Annotated in this window: 15 protein-coding genes; 9 read left to right on the forward strand and 6 right to left on the reverse strand. The window is 65.4% G+C overall.

The features are described from left to right. The first annotated feature begins 45 nt into the window (after positions 1-45). Positions 46-1,908, forward strand: a complete 1,863-nt coding sequence (locus ACYVKL_RS25045; RefSeq protein ID WP_379173680.1) for a glycoside hydrolase family 5 protein — start codon at positions 46-48, stop codon at positions 1,906-1,908. A 254-nt stretch (positions 1,909-2,162) separates the two neighbouring features. Here the strand turns inward: ACYVKL_RS25045 and ACYVKL_RS25050 are convergent, their stop codons facing one another. Continuing rightward, positions 2,163-3,086 carry an NADP-dependent oxidoreductase gene (locus ACYVKL_RS25050; protein WP_379173678.1) on the reverse strand — a complete coding sequence of 308 codons (924 nt, stop codon included), beginning with the start codon at positions 3,084-3,086 and terminating at the stop codon, positions 2,163-2,165. 28 nt (positions 3,087-3,114) lie between these two features. Next, on the reverse strand, positions 3,115-3,840 hold the full coding sequence (locus ACYVKL_RS25055) for an SDR family NAD(P)-dependent oxidoreductase (protein ID WP_379173676.1): 726 nt from the start codon (positions 3,838-3,840) through the stop codon (positions 3,115-3,117). Positions 3,841-3,942: 102 nt separating this feature from the next. On the opposite strand from ACYVKL_RS25055, the gene ACYVKL_RS25060 reads away from it, so the two are divergent. The 3 genes from ACYVKL_RS25060 to ACYVKL_RS25070 all read left to right on the forward strand — a co-directional run bounded on the left by ACYVKL_RS25060 (position 3,943) and on the right by ACYVKL_RS25070 (position 5,647). After that, positions 3,943-4,785: a LysR family transcriptional regulator gene (locus ACYVKL_RS25060; protein WP_379173674.1), complete on the forward strand. Its 843-nt coding sequence runs from the start codon at positions 3,943-3,945 to the stop codon at positions 4,783-4,785. A 298-nt stretch (positions 4,786-5,083) separates the two neighbouring features. After that, positions 5,084-5,275 (forward strand): hypothetical protein, encoded by a 192-nt coding sequence (locus ACYVKL_RS25065; RefSeq protein ID WP_379173672.1) that lies wholly within the window; start codon positions 5,084-5,086, stop codon positions 5,273-5,275. A 27-nt stretch (positions 5,276-5,302) separates the two neighbouring features. Further along, entirely contained in the window at positions 5,303-5,647 is a 345-nt protein-coding gene (locus ACYVKL_RS25070) for a DUF1622 domain-containing protein (RefSeq protein ID WP_379173670.1), read from the forward strand. A gap of 114 nt (positions 5,648-5,761) precedes the next feature. Here the strand turns inward: ACYVKL_RS25070 and ACYVKL_RS25075 are convergent, their stop codons facing one another. The 3 genes from ACYVKL_RS25075 to ACYVKL_RS25085 all read right to left on the reverse strand — a co-directional run bounded on the left by ACYVKL_RS25075 (position 5,762) and on the right by ACYVKL_RS25085 (position 12,022). After that, positions 5,762-6,016 carry a hexameric tyrosine-coordinated heme protein gene (locus tag ACYVKL_RS25075; protein WP_379173668.1) on the reverse strand — a complete coding sequence of 85 codons (255 nt, stop codon included), beginning with the start codon at positions 6,014-6,016 and terminating at the stop codon, positions 5,762-5,764. Positions 6,017-6,575: 559 nt separating this feature from the next. Further along, positions 6,576-9,356 carry a helix-turn-helix transcriptional regulator gene (locus ACYVKL_RS25080; RefSeq protein WP_379173666.1) on the reverse strand — a complete coding sequence of 927 codons (2,781 nt, stop codon included), beginning with the start codon at positions 9,354-9,356 and terminating at the stop codon, positions 6,576-6,578. An 8-nt stretch (positions 9,357-9,364) separates the two neighbouring features. Further along, positions 9,365-12,022 carry an AAA family ATPase gene (locus tag ACYVKL_RS25085; protein WP_379173663.1) on the reverse strand — a complete coding sequence of 886 codons (2,658 nt, stop codon included), beginning with the start codon at positions 12,020-12,022 and terminating at the stop codon, positions 9,365-9,367. A 324-nt stretch (positions 12,023-12,346) separates the two neighbouring features. On the opposite strand from ACYVKL_RS25085, the gene ACYVKL_RS25090 reads away from it, so the two are divergent. After that, positions 12,347-12,472, forward strand: coding sequence for a hypothetical protein (locus tag ACYVKL_RS25090; protein ID WP_379173661.1), 126 nt, complete (start codon positions 12,347-12,349; stop codon positions 12,470-12,472). A 7-nt stretch (positions 12,473-12,479) separates the two neighbouring features. Here the strand turns inward: ACYVKL_RS25090 and ACYVKL_RS25095 are convergent, their stop codons facing one another. Next, complete coding sequence (locus ACYVKL_RS25095) at positions 12,480-15,236, reverse strand: ATP-binding protein (protein ID WP_379173659.1); 2,757 nt, start codon at positions 15,234-15,236, stop codon at positions 12,480-12,482. Positions 15,237-15,579: 343 nt separating this feature from the next. Between ACYVKL_RS25095 and ACYVKL_RS25100 the strand changes: the two genes are divergently transcribed. The 4 genes from ACYVKL_RS25100 to ACYVKL_RS25115 all read left to right on the forward strand — a co-directional run bounded on the left by ACYVKL_RS25100 (position 15,580) and on the right by ACYVKL_RS25115 (position 18,319). Further along, on the forward strand, positions 15,580-16,560 hold the full coding sequence (locus ACYVKL_RS25100) for a zinc-binding dehydrogenase (protein ID WP_379173657.1): 981 nt from the start codon (positions 15,580-15,582) through the stop codon (positions 16,558-16,560). Positions 16,561-16,661: 101 nt separating this feature from the next. Further along, positions 16,662-16,946, forward strand: coding sequence for a putative quinol monooxygenase (locus ACYVKL_RS25105; protein WP_379173655.1), 285 nt, complete (start codon positions 16,662-16,664; stop codon positions 16,944-16,946). 218 nt (positions 16,947-17,164) lie between these two features. Then, positions 17,165-17,611 carry a hypothetical protein gene (locus ACYVKL_RS25110; RefSeq protein ID WP_379173653.1) on the forward strand — a complete coding sequence of 149 codons (447 nt, stop codon included), beginning with the start codon at positions 17,165-17,167 and terminating at the stop codon, positions 17,609-17,611. A gap of 30 nt (positions 17,612-17,641) precedes the next feature. Beyond that, positions 17,642-18,319: a hypothetical protein gene (locus tag ACYVKL_RS25115; protein ID WP_379173651.1), complete on the forward strand. Its 678-nt coding sequence runs from the start codon at positions 17,642-17,644 to the stop codon at positions 18,317-18,319. Positions 18,320-18,809: the final 490 nt, after the last annotated feature.

Below are 18,809 nucleotides of genomic sequence, written 5' to 3' on the forward strand. Positions count from 1 at the left end.
CGGCGCCGACCGATCGGATTGGTCTCGCGAGGATGAGGATTCGGTATGAGGAAGCTAGCCACGGTGCTGCTGCTGCTCGGAACGTTGGTGGTTCCGTTCATGCACAGCACCGCTCCCGCCACGGCTGATCCCGGTGGTTTGAAGGGTCCGTTGAGCACCAGCGGGCGATACATCGTCGACGCCGGCGGCAATCGGGTGAAGCTGAAGTCCGGTAACTGGCACGGCTCCAGCGGCACGTGGAACGGCAGTGGCGACGACGAGGTCACCGCCAACAACTTCGCCGAGGAGAACGGGCACCGGGCCCCGCTGGGTCTCGACCGGGTGCAGATGGCCAAGCTGGTCGGCGACTTCAAGGCGCTGGGGCTCAACAGCATTCGCCTGCCCTTCTCGAACGAGATGATCTCCGACACCCGACCGGTGCAGGGCCTGACCGCCAATCCGGAACTCAACGGACTGCGCCCGATCGAGGTGTACGACCGGGCCGTCGCCGCCCTCACCTCGGCCGGACTCGGCGTCATCCTCAACAACCACACCACGACCACCCGCTGGTGCTGTGGCGTGGACGGCAACGAACGCTGGAACTCGGGTCAGTCCTGGGACAAGTGGATCAGCGACTGGGTTTTCATGACCGCCCGGTACCGCAACGATCCCGGTGTCATCGGCGCGGACCTGCGCAACGAGGTGCGCCGCGACACCTGGGACAACCCGAACTGGGGCCAGGGCGACAGCCATGACTGGGCCGACGCCGCGCAGGAAGCGGGCGACGCCATCCTCACCAAGGGCAATCCGGATCTGCTGATCATGGTCGAGGGCGTCAACTGGATGGGCGTCCCCACCGACCTGACCTGGCACGAGCGCCCGATGCTCGAGCCGATCAAGCGGCTGTCCACCACCCTGGTGAAGTCCCACAAGGTCGTGTACGCCGTCCACTTCTACGGCTACATCGGCCCGAACCACACCGGCGGCACCGGCATCAGCGGCGGTGAGACCCACGACCCGCGCTTCCGCGACATGTCGCGCACCGATCTGTTCAAGTCGATGGACGACCGCGCCGGCTACGTCGCCACCACCGCAGACAAGCACTTCACCGCCCCGGTCTGGGTCAGCGAATTCGGTGTCGGCAAAACCGATGCCGGGGACCTGGACAAGACCTGGTTCGCGAACATGGTCGACTACCTCATCGACCGCGACCTCGACTTCGCTTACTGGCCGATCATGGGTTACCAGGAGAACGACAAGGGCAACTCCTGGGGTCTGCTGCGCTATGACACCACGGGTGGGCTGCGCAAAATCACCGATGCCGACGATTGGCGCGGCACGCATTTCAGTCGCCTGATGGCCGCGAACGGCTTCACCGGCAAGGTGACCCCGTCCCGCACCTGGTCCATGCTCCAGGGCATCCACGAGGACGACAACCGTTCGATCCGCGCCGCTGCGGACTGGGATGGCGGCGCGCACAAGATGGTGTGCCCCGACGGCCAGCGCCTGTTCGGTGTCTCCGACCGCGGCCAGGGCGGACTCTGCGGTGACGCTACCTTGGGCGATCTGTGGCAGCCGGGCACCAGTGCGGTGAAGGTCAGCTCCGAAAAGGTCAGCACCGACTGGGCGGGCGGCTTCACCAAATACCAGTGCACCGAAGGCCAATTCATGATCGGCTACAGCCTCCGCGGCGACGCCATGTCAGGAATCCTCTGCGCCCCCGGCCTAGTCCCGCTGGCAGGCGCCGGCCGCACCCTCTGGTTCGACAAGGGCGACAACCGCCCCGCCTCCGGCGAGGGCGGCGACTGGGCCAACAGCTACTACAAGGGCCAGTGCAACGCCAACGAGTACGTCGCCGGAATCGCATTCTCCGGCAACAACAACCGCGGCAACCGGCCGCAGGCGCTCTACTGCCGCACCCTCCCCTGAGCTGCGGCTGCACAGCACCCGGGCTGAAGCTCGCGGTGCGGGCCTGACCCTTTCTCTTGGAAACAGTCTCCCGCTGGGTTGATCGCGTTCCCGGTCGTCTCGCCCTACTCCTGAGACGGCCGGGAACCGAACTGGAACGCGGCGGATGCGAGGTTCTGAAATGCACCTACGCGTGGCAATCCCGGTTGTCCGCGCTCACGATGGTGGAGGGCTGGCATGCGCCCATTCCGAATATCAGATGTGCGTGGTGCCGGCTAAGGCCTCAGCACGATTTTCCCGTGGGTGTGTCTGCGTTCGAGTTCGGTGTAGGCCTGGCGAACCTGTGTCAACGGGTAGACGTTCGCGATCGGGACTCCGAGGTGTCCGGCGGCGATCAGGGCGGCCAGTTCGGCGAGGACCTCGGCGCCCGCCCTGCCGTTGGGCCCGGGTTCGGTCTTGACCCCATACTTCGCGGCTGCTGCGAAATCGATGGTGGTGTCGATCCGTTCGATGGCGACGCCGAGAGCGAGCGCCAGTTCGACGTACCCGCCGCCGTAGGTGTCGATGAAGGCGTGGACGCCGCCCGGTGCGGCGGCCTTGATCCGGTCCATGACGCCGTCACCGTAGGCGACGGGGATCACGCCGTGGCTTCGCAGCCACTCGTGATTGCCCTCGCTCGCCAGGCCGATGACCGTGGCTCCGGCACGGCGCGCGAGCTGAACGGCGAACGAGCCGACTCCTCCGGCTGCCGCGGAGATGACGACGCTCTCGCCCTTCTCCAGCTGTACGGAATGCACTGCCCCCCAGGCGGTAACGCCGGCAATGTATAGGCTGCCCGCCACTTCCCATGGGACGTTGCTCGGTTTGGGGGTGAGGTTGTCGACGTCGACGAGGGCCAGCTCGGCGTGAGCGGCTCGCTTCTCGGAGAATCCGATCACCTCGTCGCCGGGCGAGAATCGGTCGACTCCGGCACCGATCTCGGCGACGACTCCGGCGAGATCGCTGCCCTGCCCGGACGGAAAGGTCGAGGGAAAGATGTCCGTCATCGCGCCGGTGCGTAATGCCGCCTCACCGGGGTTGATGGCTGCTGCTTTCACCTGCACGAGGACCTGCCCGGCCGCCGGCACCGGGCGGTCGACCTCGTTGATCCGCAGGACGTCGATTCCGCCGAATTCGTCGTACCTGACTGCCTTTGTCATAGTCCTGCTTCTCCTTTCGGTGCGCCCGTCACCACGGCACAGTTCCGGCGTCGTCGAAGAATCCGCCGGTCGGTCCGTCGTCGGGCAGGGTCGCGAGGTGGATCGCGATCGCTGCCCCCTGTTGTGGTGTGCGGACGCCTCGGAAGCCGTTGAGGTCGGTGGCGGTGAAACCCGGGCAGCCGGAGTTGATCAGGATGTTGGTGCCGCTCAGTTCCTTGACGTATTGGATGGTGACGGCGTTGAGGAACGTCTTCGACGCCAAGTACGCGGTGGGAACCGGGCCCATGTCGATGTCGGGTGTGGTTTGCAGGGCGAGCGAGCCCACGCTGCTGGACATGTTGACGATTCGCGGTGAGGCCGAGGCGCGCAGCATCGGCAGCATCGCGTTGGTGACCCGGATGACCCCGATCACGTTGGTTTCCACGACAGCTCGCACGGTCGCGGATGCCAACGTGGTCGGTATCTGCGGCGAACCGCCGGTGATCGCGGCATTGTTGACCAGAACATCGAGCCCACCGGCATGGTCGGCGATCAATTCGGCCGCCGCGGCAACACTTTCGTCGTCGGTCACGTCCAGCGGCACGCCGAACGCATCGATCCCGGCCGCCCGCAGCTTCTCCACCGCGGTCTCACGGCGTTGTTCGTCCCTCGCACCCACACCGATTCGCCAGCCGAGCGCGCCCAAGCCCGCCGCGATCTCGTATCCGATTCCTTTGTTTGCGCCGGTCACCAGCGCGATCGTCGGTTCACTCATGCCGTCGATCATGCGGCGGACGCGGGTGGGGCTTCCAACACCGATCGGGTGGGCGGCGATACCGCACGGGTATCGGTCGTGGTGAGCGGCGGATACGATGACATGGTGGAGACACGGGAGTTGCGATACTTCGTCGCCGTCGCCGAGGAGCTGCACTTCGGGCGGGCGGCACAACGGCTCACGATGGCGCAACCACCGCTGTCGCGGGCGATCCAGCAGTTGGAACGCCGACTCGGAGTCGTTCTGCTGCACCGCGGTTCGCGCGCGATCACATTGACCGAGGCCGGGTCGGTGCTGCTGCGCGAGGCCCGGCTCGCCCTCGAAGCGGTCGAAGCCGCCGAGCGCCGTACCCGCCGCGCCGCCGCCGACCGGCCCGGTCTCGTGCTGGCCGCGAAAGCGGGAGCGTCGAGCGAACTGTTGTCGAAGCTGCTCGACGCCTACGCCGCCGAACCCGGCGCTGTCGCAGTCGAGGTGGTGCTGGGCGGGCCCGGCGAACCGGAACGCCTGCTACGCAACGGAAGTGCCGACGTCGCCCTGCTCCACCGGCCCTACGACTCGACCGCCGGATTCGACACCGAGGACCTGCACACCGAACAGCAGGTCGTGGTCCTGCCCGCTGGGCACCCCCTCTCCAACCGACCCCACATCTCGATGGCCGAGGTCAACGCCCTGACCGACCTGCCCCTACCACGCTGGCCTCGCCCAGACGGAAGCTATCCGGACGGCCCCGGCCCACAGGTTCGCGACCACACCCAGCTGACCCAGCTGATCAGGCTCGGACGAGCCTGCGCGGTCATGCCCGAGTCGCTCCGAGCCCAACTCCGCGACGATCACGCCATCGTGCCGGTCCCCGACGCACCGCCCGTCACAACCGTCATAGCCTGGCCACCACACAGCAGATCCAAACCCATCGCCGACCTCGTCCGTACGGCGACGCGCCTCTAGCCGACACGATCCACAAATTTCTACGGCCTCAGGCGGTCATCACAACACCTCGTTGAGTGCCTCTGATGTGCGCGGTTTGGGCTGGATCACGACGCATCGGATGGCCGGCGGTGAAATCATCAGTGCACCTTTCGGGCCGCCTGAACACCACCCAGCCCGCACCCGGGACAGCATCATCACCTGGGTAGATACCGGCGCGCGAACCCGAATCGCTACCTGAGCATGGCGGCCTGATCCCCGATGGACGCAGTCGATCGACCGAAGCGATGCGGGTGACTGATTCGGCAGCGTTGCACCCATGAACACCGAATCCGTAATTGATGTTGCGTGCCGTGTCTACGCGGCCCTGGCTGCCGGTGACGTGATTACCGACGAGGACTGGCGCACACCGGAGGAGATCGCGCAGGCCGCGCTGATGCTGGCGCGTGACCGCGGAAAAATCACAGGCGCCGACTTTCGCATCGACGGCGGCTACGTCCCCACGTGGTGAATACCGCTGGTACGGAGAGGAGATGCGATGAATTTCGCCGTTGTCGTCGAAGGCGCGGGCCGATCGATCGATGCGCTCGGTGTAGGAGTGATCGTTGCCGGGACCGCGGCCACGTTGCTCGCGGCGATGCCCCGGCTCTATGCCAAGGTCCCGGGGACGTACCGCTGGTTGCGGGTGCGGCTGGGCTCGACGATTCTGCTCGGGCTCGAAATGCTGGTCGGCGCGGATATCATCCGCACGGTCGCCGCGACGCCCACTCTCGGGAGTGTTGCGGTGCTCGCCGCGATCGTCGGTATCCGCACAGTGTTGAGCTTTTCCCTCGACCGGGAACTCGACAGCGTGCGAACCTCTGCGGGCGATAGCGGCGAATAGCCCTCCGGCTCAGAGGCATTCACGAAAAGGCCCGGCTCCAGATCGAAGGATCTGGAGCCGGGCCTTTGTCATCGCCGAAGTGCCGGAAGGGCCTCTCGGCGCGCCGGTGGGATTTCAGTCACGCCAGTAGTTGTTGGCGGCGGCGATGGTCTGGAACTCGACGGCGACCACGTGTCCGGCGGCGATGAGGCTGTCGGGATTGACCGAATAGATCGGGCGGCCCTCTTTGAGCTTGTCCAGGTCGGGCTGGATGTTATGGATGGTGTGGCGCGCCAGGGCCAGGGCCAGGGCTCGGCCTTCCTCGGGGGTCGCGGTGATGAGGGTGCCACCGGGGACCAGGACGAGTTCGGATGCGGGCAGGGCGGTCATGAGGACTCCTTCTATGGTGAGGGGGCTGAATGCAACGGGCGGAGTGGTGGATATGACCACCACCCGGTGGTGCGTTTCACGCGGCGTACACGTCGGCCGGCAGGTAGCCGACCTGAGTGAGCAAACCGAATTGGTTTTGCAAAGTGCGGATTTCGGTGACCCTGCCGTTCTCGATACGCCACAGTACGGGCGCCTACGGACGGGTTGAGGCCACCGGCAAACCGGTCAAGATCTCCGACATCGCCCATGCCCGATCAGAATCGGCTTCACCGGCGACTCGGCGATGATCTTGCTGTAGATGGAGACGACGGGGAGTTTCGAAGTGGTCATCGGTGCCTTTTCTGATCGGGTTTCCGGGGCTGAACGATGTCGATCCCGATACCGAAATCGTCGCTGCTCCGTTCCCTCCGCCTCTTCAGTCGATCGACTGCATCTGAGACCCATGCGATGACTGCACCGGTCGCCGCATGGCCTCGAACGGCCGGCACGGACCTGCGGAAAATCAACGGGCAGAGGGCCGCTCGGACAGAAGGTAGCCGGATCCTGCCGGCGGGGAGGATCAGCTGAGCGGTTGAACTCGGTCGGGTGCCGCAGTCCGGATTCGGGTGGGTGAATCCAGGCAGGCCGCGAGTTGGCCGCGGGAAGTGATATCGAGCTTGGGGAAGATGCGGTACAGATGCGAGCCGATCGTGCGTGGTGAAAGGTATAGGCGTTCACCGATCTCGCGGTTGGACAGTCCCTCGGCAGCCAGCTTGGCTATCTGCAGTTCCTGGGGTGAGAGCATGTCCAGTGGCGACGGTCCGACCACGGTGGCGCGTTCGCCGGTCGCGCGTAGCTCGCCGCGAGCTTGGTCGGCCCAGTTGGCCGCGCCGATCAGGGCGAGTGTGGTGTGCGCGGATCGCAGCGGTGTTCGTGACTCGGCGACCCGGCGCTGACGGCGTAGCCAGCTGCCGTATGCGAGCTCGAGTTTGGCTCGAACGAGCGGCCACCGAGTCAGATCCTGACCGAGCCCCGATAGATAGAGTTCTTCGGCACGATCATCCTGCGCAAGGACCGGCCGTGCATAGAGAAGTTGCGTGTGCAGCAGAGGCGCGGGTGTGATGAGTGCGGTCTTCTCCAAGCGGGCGATCACTTCCCGTGCTTCGGTGTGGTGGTCGGTATGGGCTGCGGCCTCGGCGAAGAACATGACGCCGTCGAAACCTTCACGCTGGTGATAACCGGGGTCCTCGGGGTTGAACAACCGGAGCAACACCTCGTAGGCCAACCCGTATTGCCCGGTACTGATCCACGCCATCCCTCGGGCCAGCTGTATGAACGACAGCAAGTTGTTGAGTTTGTCCCGGCTGGCCGATGCTTCCACTTCGGCAGTCAGTGTCAGTGTCCGTTCGACGTCACCGCGGAATCCGCAGAGGATGGCGTCGGAGATCAATGAGCCGCGGGTCCAGATCGGCTGGTTGGTCTCCTCGGCCACCTGCCGAGCCTCTTCTATCACCTCGGCAGCGCGGTTCCAATCTCCGGTCAATAGGAGGTCAACGGCTTGCATCGTCAGCGTGTGTGACAGTAATCCGAGGCGGCCTTCGGCTCGAAGTACTGTTTCGGCCCGGCTGAGCAGATCGATGGAGCGAATCGGATCTCCGATCGCATGTGCGGCCATACCCAGTAGTCGTAGCGCGTTGGCGTCGGTGTGGACGACGGGCGTCATCAGCGCGAGCCAATCGTGGACTGCGCCTGCGCTCAGCACCGGCTCGGCCACGGCGAGCACCGCGCCCCAGCGCGGGTCGTCCTGTACACCGGCCAATCCTTCGGCCACTGCGACCACGTTGGCCCGCGCGCGTGATCCGGTGTCAGCCCACCAGCAGCGCAGAGCCGCACCGAGGAGCAGGTTCAGCGCCAGATCGATGTCGTCGGAGTCGGCCGATTGCTCGGCGATGTCGCACAGTTGCTCGACGCGGGCGGCGTCGCCGGGCACTCCGTCGGAGAAGATCTCCCGGATCCACTCCATTCTCGCGTGGTCCAGTCTCGACAACTTGGTGCGCGCGGCGGCCTGCAGCAGACGGTCGACCAGTTCTGTTTGGCCGAGGCCGAAGGCGTGCTCGCAGGCGAGCAGCAGTCGCCTGCCGCGTACGGCCGAGTCGGTGGACAGCTGCGCGGCACGTTCCAACGCCCAGATCGCTGCGATGACCCCGCCTCGCCTTATGGCGATGGTATGGGTGGCCTCGAGTTCGTCCGCAACCATGTCGTCGGTTCCGATAGTGGACTGCGCGCGATGCCACGTGCGGCGATACGGCTCGTCCACCAGTACTTCGGCCATTGCGGCGTTGGCGGCGAGTCGGCGGGCCAGCGTCTCCGACTGCAAGACTGCCGATCGCACGAGCGGATGGTGAAGACGCACGTGCATGCCGTCGACCCGCACCAGCCGTGCCGCGACTGCGGCGTCGAGGGCGTCGATCGTCATCTTGCGGCCGGACAATATGGTGCCCGCCGCCAGAATCTCGGGCAAGGTGTCCGAGTGGTCGATCGCGGCGATCAGGATCGCGTCTCGGCTCGGCTCCGGCAACTCGGCGACCCGTCCGGCGAACGCGTGCTCCAGCCGGGCTGTCAGCGGGAGGAAAGCGGGAGTGGACTCCGCGCTGTGTGTGTCGCGCGTCTTCCAGGCAATAGGGAGTTCGACCAATGCGAGTGGGTTTCCCATCGCCTCCCGGAGAATGTGTGCCTGATCCGGTTTGGTGAGACCGGAGGCGCTGTGGGAAAGCACTTGTCGCGCAGCGTAATTGTCGAGTCTGGGCACCTCCAGCTCGGTGGTATGCGCGCCGGTGAATGGATCCGGGTATCCCTTGCGCAGGGTGGCGATCAGGGCGACGGGATCTCGGTTTATCCGCCGCGCGACAAAGGCCAGAACCTGCCGCGTCGGGTTGTCGAGCCATTGCACATCATCTGCGGTCACCAACGTAGAGGTGCCGATGGTGCTGTCGGTCAGCAGATTCAGTGTCGCAAGCCCGACCATGAAGATCTCCGGTGACGGCCCGTCGGCGACTCCCAAGGCCGTGAGCAAAGCCGAACGTTGCGGTGCGGGGAGTTCTTCGGCGGCGGGTAGCACCGGACGCAGCAGTTGGTGCAGCCCCGCGTAGGGCAGCCCGGCCTCCACCTCGACACCTGTTGCCTCGAGTACCCGCAGACCTGCGGCGTGCGCCTCATGAACCGCGGCTCGTAGCAGCGCGGTCTTACCGATCCCCGGTTCCCCGATCAGGGTCAGCGCGCCACCGGAGGCAGGCAGTCGTTCGATTGTCTTTCGGAGGCAGGCCAATTGCTCGTCGCGGCCGTACAGGTGATACCCGTTCACGTGTTATCTCAGCTCCCCGTTGAATATCTGCGATAGAGATCGACCGTCGCGGGGGCCACACACAGCACTTGGGCGATGTCCGACTCGGTCAGTCCCTTCGCAACCAAGTCGGCCACGTTTTGTCGCCGCTGGCGCACGTCGACCGAATCCGGTGTGGCCCAGACTGCCTCGTCACCGTTTGCCCGAGACTCTGCCCTGGCGTCGTCCGCCCACGCGAGAGCGCCGATGCGGTCCAGGTCTTCTTGGCTCCTGCGCAGCAGAGTCCTGGCATGGTCGGCTCGTCCCATGCGACGCAGCCATGACCCGTAGGCCAGCTCGGTCTTGGCTTTGGCCAATGGCCAGCGGGACAGGTCTTGGCACAGTGCGAGTAAGTAGAGGTCCTCGGCATCGTCGTCCTCGGCCAGCACCGCCCGGGCGTAGCGCAGATGCACGCCGAGAATCGGGGTCGGTGTGGTGCGTGCGACGGGTTCGAGGCGCGTCAGGATCTGTGTAGCGTCCGTGCGGTGCCCGGCCCGCACCGCCGCGTCGGCGAGAAACATCAAAGCCCCGAATCGTTCTCGCTGGTGGTAGCTCGCATCGGCGGGATCGAAGGCCCTGCGCAAGGCCAGATAGGCGTCGCGGTCGCGTCCGGCGCTGAGCCAGGCGATTCCGCGGGCGAGTTGTACGCACGACAGCAGATCGTTGAGTTGTCCTCGGCTGGCGGCCAATTCGGCTTCGGCCGCCAATTCCAGGGCCTGCTCGGCATGGCCGCGCAAGGCTTGGTGAACGGACTCGCAGGCGGTGGTACCGGTGCGCCAGATCGGCTGGCCGGTCTCGACGGCCAGCCGGATTCCTTCTTCGGCAGCGGCGGATGCACGGTCCAGATTCCCCAGCGTCAAATTCACCATCACCGCCATGCTCAACACCTGCGACAGCAGGCCGAGACGCCCCTGGTGACGCAGGATCTCCTCGGCTCCTGCAAGGAAATCCGCGGCTGTGGGTTCGTCACCGACGGCGTGCGCGGCCATGGTGAGCAGTCGTAGCGCGTCACCGTCCGCGATGCCCGCCGGATCGAACTTTCCCAGCGAGTCGATGACGGTCCGGGCACAGAGCACCGGTTCGGCCACTGCGAGGATCGCGAGATAACGAGGATCGTCCTCGCACGCGGTCAAACCGCGGGTCACAGTGATCACTCGCGTGCGCGCAGCCGGGCCGGTGTCGGCCCACCAGCATCGCAGTGACGCGCCGAGCAGCAGGTTCAGCGCGAGATCCGCATCGTGACCCGCCGCTGACCGCAATGCCACATCGCACAGTTCGAACACCCGGACGGCATCGCCGGGAACGCCGTCGTTGAAGATCTCGCGAAGCCACTCCAGCCGTGCGGTGTCGTGTTCGGACAACTCGGTTCGAGTTGCTGCCGCGAGCAGATCCGTGACGATATCTGCGCGCCCCAGATCGAAGGCATGTTCGGCGGCCAGCAATAGCCGGTGCCCGCGACTTCCGGAGCTGCTGCTCAGTTGCGCTGAACGCTCCAGATCGTTGATCGCCGCCATCACCGCCCCGCGTGCCAACGCAATCGTCGCGTTGGCCTCCAGCCGGTCGGCGACCGCGTCGTCCGGCCCGATGATCGACTGAGCCTGATGCCAGGTCTGCCGATACGGCTGCGACGTCAGCACTTCGGCCAGGGCGCCGTGAGCGGCCTGGCGGCGAATCATGCTCTCCGACTGGAGGATTCCCGATCGAATCAGAGGGTGCCGAAACTCGGCTCGGCCTTCGGTGACACACAACAATCCCGCCGATTCCGCAGGTTCGAGGACATCGGCCGACACTGCGGCACCCCGAAGCACCGAGGTGGCAGCGAGAATTTCGGTCAGTTTGCCGACCGGGTCGATGGTCGCGATGAGCACCGCGTCACGGGTCGGCGGCGGCAGTTCGACTATCCGGCCGGCGAAGGCCCGCTCGAGGCGATCGGTCAGACTCGGCGACCGCTGTCCCGGCGAGCGGCGCACCACGGCAGGCAACTCCCGCAATGCCAGCGGATTCCCGAGGGCTTCGCGATGCACTCGGCGGCGTTCGGTATCGGTGAGATGGGGGGCGTGTGCGCGCAGAATCTGCTCCGCGGCGTCATCGTCGACACTCTTCACGACCAGGTTCGGGAAGTCCGCGTCGATGAGCGGGCCGGTGTGGCCGATACGCGCGGCTGCGATGATCACGATCGGAAGATCAGGGGTGATCCGGCGGGCGATGAACGTCAGCGTTTCGTGAGATTCGGGGTCCAGCCACTGCACGTCGTCGGCGAGTATCACCACCGGTTCCTCGTCGGCTATGACGGTGATCAACTCCAACGCCGCCAGCGCGATGAGAAACGGATCGGGCCGCGACTGCGTCGCCAGGCCGAATGCTCCCAGCAGCGCATCTCGCTGCGTCTCCGATAGTCGGGCACTGGCATTCAGCACCGGCCGAAGCAGCTGGTGCAAGCCGGCGAACGGGAACATTGCCTCGGCCTCGACACCGACGATCGACAGTACCCGTCGGCGACCTGCCACTGCGGTGCTCTCCGCAGCGCGCAGCAACGCCGTTTTTCCGATTCCGGGGTCGCCGGACAGCAGCAGTACCCCGCCCCGGACCGGATCGGTCCGCACCAGCCAGATGAGCATCTCGATCTCGGGGCCTCGTCCGATCAGCACGGCTCGACGCTAGTGGATTCGTGGTGCGACGCTCTTCAGTCGAAGTACTCAAATTCGCTGAGAGACATTCCCGGACAGCCGATCAGTTCGACGGCACTATCGACTGGATCGCGGCGGTTGAGCCGGTTGACCGGTCGTGGACGCGCCGCGACGGCACGGACCGGACGCCGGTAATTCCATCGCACGAGGTGTCGGGCACCGTCGTGCAGACTGGTCCGGGAGTCACCGAAACGGCGATCAGGTATACGGCCTGATCGCCTTCGATCGTGATGGCGCTGCGGCGGAGTACGTGACCGTGCCGATCAGTTGGCGCACCTCGCCGCCATGATCGACAGTGGCACACTGCGATCCGTGGTTGCGCAAACCTTCCCCTTGGCACAGGGCTGCCGAGCCTTCGAAGGCGGACGCTCACCGCGCCGCCCGGGCAAGACCGTTCTTGTCGTCCGCTGACACGCACCTACGACGGCATGCTGTTCGCCGAATCATCAAGGGGCAGAACGGCGACGAGCTGAGCGCGGGAGGTGATCCCGAGTTTCGGGTAGATGCGGTAGAGGTGAGATCCGACAGTGCGATGTGACAGATAGAGCTGCGCGGCAATGTCGCGGTTGGATAATCCGCTCGCGGCAAGACGGGCGATCTGCCATTCCTGCGGGGAAAGCACCGTAGTGCTCGTCGCGGTCTGGTCGTTCTTGATTCCGGCCGCCCGCAATTCGCGGGCGGCGCGGACCGACCACGCCGAGGCACCGAGACTGTTGAAAACGCTGTGCGCAGACTGCAGCCGGGTGCGGGACTCCGCGACCCGGCGGTGGCGGCGCAACCAAGTTCCGTAAGCCAAGTCGAGGCGGGCGCAGTACCAGGGGCTGGCAGCCGCCGCGAGCTCATAGGCGTGCTCGAACCGCTGTTCTGCCTCGTCGATGTCGGCCAGCACGGCGTACGCGAAACGGGCCGCACGATGTACTCCGAGAGATTGGGTGTATGCCAGCATCGGCTCCATCCGTGCCAGGACCATGCGGGCATCGTCGATTCGGTCGGCATCGGCCGCTGCCTCGGCGAGATAGTCGACGGCCCAATGACTCTGCAGCGGATGGTGGGCAGGGGCGCTCGGATCCATCATGCGCCGCAACTGCTGGTACGCACCTTCGGGATCTGCGCAGCCGAGCCGGGACAGCCCCTTGGACAATTGCACGCCGTTGAGCAGGCTTTCATTGCCCGAGAGAACCGCCGCCCGTTCAGCCTCCGCCAGCAGCGCCTCGGAGTCGGCGGTGAGACCGCGCAGCGCGGCGAGATTGGCCTTCCCGAGTACCGCACACGCTCGCCAGATCGTCTGGCGGGTCTCCGCCGCGAGCCGATACGCCTCGTCGGCCGCAGCCTCCGTCAAATCCCAGCGACCGACATACATTCCGGCGAAAGTGCGCAGGATCAGCACCTGACACAACAGCGCGAGCCGTCCCTGTCGGCGCAGGCCGTCGACTGCGGGCGTGACGAAATACAGGGAACGATCGAACTCGCCGCAGACGAACGCCACCCGGGCCAGCATGGCGGACACCGGCGGGTCCGGATTGCCGTGCTCGCTCCACCAAGCCAGCGCATCGATCACGTGTCTGTGCCGCCGCATTCCGTCGGCGATCGCGTCGATCGCGAGCCGGCGCGGGTCTTGCGGTTGCTGCGGAAGATGATCGGCGATGGCCATTACCGCCGCCCTGACATCCGTTCCGAGTTCGGCCCAATAGAACCTCAATACCGTGCCGGACAACAGATTTGCGGCAAGTTCGGTGTCGCCGCCGTCGCGCGCATGAGCGGCAGCGCGGACCAGTCGGCGCATGCCGTCGACATCGCCGGGCAGACCATCGTCGAAGGCACTCTCGAGCACCGTCAGACGGGCTTGTTCGGCGGGATCGAGAGTGAGTTTGCTGACATGGTCGAGCACCTTGCCGACGGTGTCGGGAAGACCGAGTTCGAAGGCGACCTCCCCGGCTCGCAGCAGTCTGCGTGCCCGCGGCCCGTCTCCGGTTGAGAGTTCGGCAGCCTTCTCCAACCAGGTCGCCGCCGTCGCCGGGGCGCCCCGTTCAAGAGCCCGTGCGGCGGCCGCATCGAGGGCGCCGGCCACGTCTTCGTCGGGTCCGGCCGCCGCCGAGGCAAGGTGCCAGATCCTGCGGTCCGGATCATCGGCCAGTGCCTGCGCCAATGCGAGGTGCGCGGCGCGGCGCCAATAGTTGCCCGCTGACTGCACGACGGCCGAACGCATCAGCGGATGCCGGAAACGCATTGCGGGCCCGTCGATCCCGAGCATGTCCAAGCCCAGCACTTTGTCGATATCAACCGATGAAAGCGGGTGGCCGACCATTATCGTGGCCGCCTCCATCACTTCGGAAAGATTCTCGCCGTCATTGATCGCGGCAAGCAACAACAGCAGCCGAGGTTCCTGGTCGAACCCTACCAACCGTGCGGTGAATGCACGTTCGAGCCGCGCGGACATCGGCACCAATTCGCCCTGAGGACCGACCATGTCCACCCCGTCGGTTCCCCGCAGCACCGCGGGCAACTCGATCAGTGCCAACGGATTGCCCCGCGCCGCTACCAGCACCCGGTGTTCGACGGCGGACGGCAGGTCCGGCGTTTCACTCCGCAACAGCGTCAGCGAGTCACCGGCGTTCAGTTCCCCGAGAACCTGTCGTTCGATCGTAGGGTCGATCGCGGTCGACTCCACGGTCGCGGTGGGGCGAGTCGTGGCCAGCACAATGGCGGGTTCGGAAGCGAGCCGCCGTGCCACGAACTCCACCGCGCGGCGGCTCGCCTCATCGAGCCATTGCAAGTCGTCGACCACCAGCAGCACAGGCCGTTCCGCAGCGACCTCGCAAATCAGCTCCAACGCGGCCAAGGCGACGAAGAAATGCTCGGGCGGCTCGGGCGATCGGGATCGTCCGAACGCGGTGAGTAACGCATCTTGATGCCCGGGCCCGAGGGCACCGATGCGGCCGATCACAGGACGCAACAGGTCGTACAGGGCGGCGAAAGCCAGATGTTGTTCGGTCTCCACACCACGTGCGGACAACACCAGCATCTCTCGGGCCTCGGCCATAGCGACCGCCGCTGCCAGCAAGGCCGTTTTGCCGATACCCGGCTCACCGACGAGTACCCTCGCCGCACCCCGCGTCCGCACCCCATCGAGCAACGCCTGCAGAGTTGCCAATTCCGCATCCCGCCCGACCAGCACTGACTTTCCCCTCACCAATATTCGCCGTTCCCGCCAAGCATCGGGAAGTAGGCGCGCATACTCTCGCCCATGAGATCCTACGGCCGCTTCCGCCCGGACGGCTCCGATGGATGTGGCCCGAGCACACCCACTCTGCCGGCGATACGCCGGCATGAGGTTCGGACAGTCGTCGACCCACCACGAACAGTCGATTGACCGATGCCACAAAGTCCGCGTTGGCGACACCATTCCCGGTATCGCACTCCTCGGCGAAAGCAGACGAAGATCGCTGCCGGTGGCGCGAGTTAGTTGACACATGTTTGAAATAGCTTGCCGAACAAGGTTTTAGAGGCAGGAACCCACCATGCAGGCGTTCACCAGGAATGATGGGCGCGACCCATTGGTCGTGTTCACCGATCGAGAGCTACCGAACCCTGAGCCGAACCAGGCTCTGGTCGGGGTGGCCGCGTACTCGGTCAACCGCAGCGAGATCTACGCGCTGCAGAAGCCAGTCCCGGACATCCCAGGTGAGGACATCGCGGGACAAGTGATAGTGGGAGCGGCCGATGGAACAGGGCCACGGCCCGGACAGCGAATTGTGGCGCACCTTCCCAGCGGCGGATGGGCACGGTATGCCGCCGTGAACACGGCCGATCTCGCTGTGCTTCCCGACTACATCGCCTACTCGGTCGCTGCCGCTCTACCCATCGATGGCATCACCGCCATTCGCCTGTTGCGCATCGCTGGTCGCCTCATCAGCCGACGTGTGCTGATCACGGGCGCGTCCGGTCGTGCCGCCAATTACTTCATCGAACTGGCAGCAGGAGCGGGAGCGGAAGTCACGGTGGTCTCGGCAACTCCGGAGCAGGGCCGCAGGTTCATCGAGCTGGGCGCCGACATGGTTATAGCCGATGCTTCTTCAGCCGCCGGGACTTTCGATCTCGTTCTCGATTCCGCCGGCGGCACATCAGTACCGGCGGTGTTGGCGCACCTTGCGCCGAACGGGACACTCATCTGGTTGAGAAACGCCAGTCACGAACCGGTCCCACTCGATCTCTTCACCCGCCCCGACAACACCAAGATCCGGTACTTCGACCGCACGGATCTCACGCCTCCGTTCGGCCCTGACCTCACGACGCTGGTAGCACTGGTCGCCACCGGTCGACTGCATCCGGAGATCGGCCGCCTCAAAGATTGGGCAGCGACTCCGTCGATATTGGCCGAGTTACGTGACCGCCGCATCGTCGGCAGCGCTGTTCTGACGTTGAGTCAGGGCTTGAAACACGCACTGGCACTTGATCTCACCCCAGGTTCGGGGCCTGGCCGCTCTGCGCACCTCGGCTGAAGACTTGCCGCAATGACTTCCCCGCCATGGAGGCCGGCCACAGCGTCTGGAAACCCCTTCCGGACGGGAATTGCTGGCCCACCTGTGTGGTTGTGTGGCGGGTGACTCTTACCGCTGTATCCACATTGCAGGCCCGCGCGGGCAAGGAAGACCTGGTGCGGGCGCAGGCGCTGGCTCTGATCGAACCGACGCTCGCGGAGCCGGGGTGCGTGAGCTATCAGCCGTATCAGCATCCGACTCGGCCGGGGGAGTGGGTGGTGGTGGAGAGCTGGGAATCGCGTGCGGCGTTCGAGGCCCACCTGACCAGCCCGCATCTGCTCGCGGCATTCGAGGCCGGGGCGGACTTGCTGACCGGGCCGCCGGTGGAGCGCATCTTCGAGGGCTGACCGCCCGAACCTCTGGTCAGCCGCGACGGACCCTTTCCTGCGTTCCGGATTGCCCTACAACATGATTAGGACAAATAACCGATAGACAGCTGATTCCTTGATCGCTACCTTCGAGTTGGCCGCCGGGCTGAGCGGGTGGTCCGCGGTAACTCGGGGCCGCCTTCGTGAATTGTGCGCTGCCAGTGGGTGTCTGGTCAGGCTGATGATGGAGAGTTGACATGCGCGTGACGCAACGGATGACGGTCGGCCTGAGTGTCGCTGCTCTGATCTCGGCCGGACTGGGGGTGCTCGCCCCGCAGGCCGGCGCTTGGAACATCAGGGAGGTGGCCCCGGGGCTTACCTGCGGGGACGACTTCTACTGCCACAACAGCACTGACGAAGTGTATTTCGTGACCGCGCGGGTGACTTGCTCGATCGGCGGTGGTGTCCACGAGACCCGCAGCCGCATCGGCCGCGGTCTGACCGAGCGGGTGAAAACCGACTGCTCGAGCTACACCAAGCCGGGCGGTTACCACATCGAGTCGACCATGGACAAAGACGGCTGGCACCACAAGCGGGTCGAGGATCCCGGCACCCTGGAGAGCACCTTCCCGGTGGGCGTCGAATACCTGCACGCCGAGACCGGGCCCGACACCGTACCCGCGCCGTCGGGTTCCGCGGGCTGATCCGGAGCGACCGGCAAGGCACTCGGCGATATGACCGACGAGATGCTTACTCCGGCCAGGGGAGAACGCGGTGTTCATCATTGCTTGTCGATGGTGGCGGATCTGGTCCGCGACCGACCGTTGCCGCCCGTGAGCCGAATTACCGTCGACATCTCACTGGCCGAACCACTCCCGGTGAGTCGTCGCTATCTCGGGGTCTCGGTGTGGCGCGGCGTGTGGTATCCACCCGTGAACCTTGAAACCGGACCGACCCGCAGCATCGACCGAAGAGGCGCGCCCTGCGATTACCCGACGCCTGTCACGCAATCACGCTCCAGGCGAGCTAGTGAGATCCTGTGCACGAAGGCTACGTGGTGGGACGAAATCCCGCATATCGGTAGCCTGCTATGGCCGCTGGTGAACATGCACCACACCGAATACGGTCGCGGAATGCGCTCTAGCGCAACGGTGTTGCGCAAGGTCTGTGCCACGGATTCGGCCTATGGGGTTATGGTGCGCGAAGCGCTCGACTTCATGGTCGCGTGGCACCCGACACCGGACGAGTGGTTCGACCCGACCGAAATCAGGTTCGCCGATCAACGGGATCTCGACGAGTACCTGCGAGCCTTCCGCGACTACCTGTTCGGAACTCGCCCGGAACCGATCGATCCTCCCGGCAGCGAACGGCTTTCACCCGATACAGAACCACGACTTCCCAAGAACGAGTGAAATCGTCTGGGGTCCAGGAGGTTCCGCGACTGCCGCTGGGTGTGCGAACGAGTGTTGCGGAACGCGCTGCGGCCCGAGATATCCGGTAATGCCGCATGTCGCGCTGACCGAACCGGCCAAGGCGGTCCGGTCGGCACGAGACCGGCAGGCAGTACGCAGCCGCCCTGACCGTTGCCACTGATGAAGCCGAGAAACAGGTCCATCTCGCAGTCGACGGACAAGCGCGACCAGTGATCGAGTCGGATTGTTGCTCGAAGTCGGGTGAATACCTGCTGTGGCAATCGGTGTCGCACTTGTCCAACGCCGCAGAGTCTCCGAGGTGGCCTGGGATCGAGTCACTCCGCGACCGCTCGTCGGGACAGCGATCGAGAATCGTTCTGGCAAGGGTGAGTCCCGGTCACTGAGATGGTCGCCGCCCGGTGACGTCATGAGCGGTTTCGATCGAATGTTTATGTTCCCCAATAGCTCTCGGCCTATTGACATTTAGAGA

It is taken from the genome of Nocardia tengchongensis (genome assembly GCF_054781395.1).

Excerpts from the sequence above, each read along its gene's own strand:
- ACYVKL_RS25055 (WP_379173676.1), bottom strand. The coding sequence starts at position 3,840 with ATGAGTGAACCGACGATCGCGCTGGTGACCGGCGCAAACAAAGGAATC.
- ACYVKL_RS25065 (WP_379173672.1), top strand. The coding sequence starts at position 5,084 with ATGAACACCGAATCCGTAATTGATGTTGCGTGCCGTGTCTACGCGGCC.
- ACYVKL_RS25075 (WP_379173668.1), bottom strand. The coding sequence starts at position 6,016 with ATGACCGCCCTGCCCGCATCCGAACTCGTCCTGGTCCCCGGTGGCACC.
- ACYVKL_RS25050 (WP_379173678.1), bottom strand. The coding sequence starts at position 3,086 with ATGACAAAGGCAGTCAGGTACGACGAATTCGGCGGAATCGACGTCCTG.
- ACYVKL_RS25115 (WP_379173651.1), top strand. The coding sequence starts at position 17,642 with ATGACCGACGAGATGCTTACTCCGGCCAGGGGAGAACGCGGTGTTCAT.
- ACYVKL_RS25070 (WP_379173670.1), top strand. The coding sequence starts at position 5,303 with ATGAATTTCGCCGTTGTCGTCGAAGGCGCGGGCCGATCGATCGATGCG.
- ACYVKL_RS25110 (WP_379173653.1), top strand. The coding sequence starts at position 17,165 with ATGCGCGTGACGCAACGGATGACGGTCGGCCTGAGTGTCGCTGCTCTG.
- ACYVKL_RS25090 (WP_379173661.1), top strand. The coding sequence starts at position 12,347 with ATGATCGACAGTGGCACACTGCGATCCGTGGTTGCGCAAACCTTCCCC.
- ACYVKL_RS25060 (WP_379173674.1), top strand. The coding sequence starts at position 3,943 with ATGGTGGAGACACGGGAGTTGCGATACTTCGTCGCCGTCGCCGAGGAG.
- ACYVKL_RS25045 (WP_379173680.1), top strand. The coding sequence starts at position 46 with ATGAGGAAGCTAGCCACGGTGCTGCTGCTGCTCGGAACGTTGGTGGTT.
- ACYVKL_RS25100 (WP_379173657.1), top strand. The coding sequence starts at position 15,580 with ATGCAGGCGTTCACCAGGAATGATGGGCGCGACCCATTGGTCGTGTTC.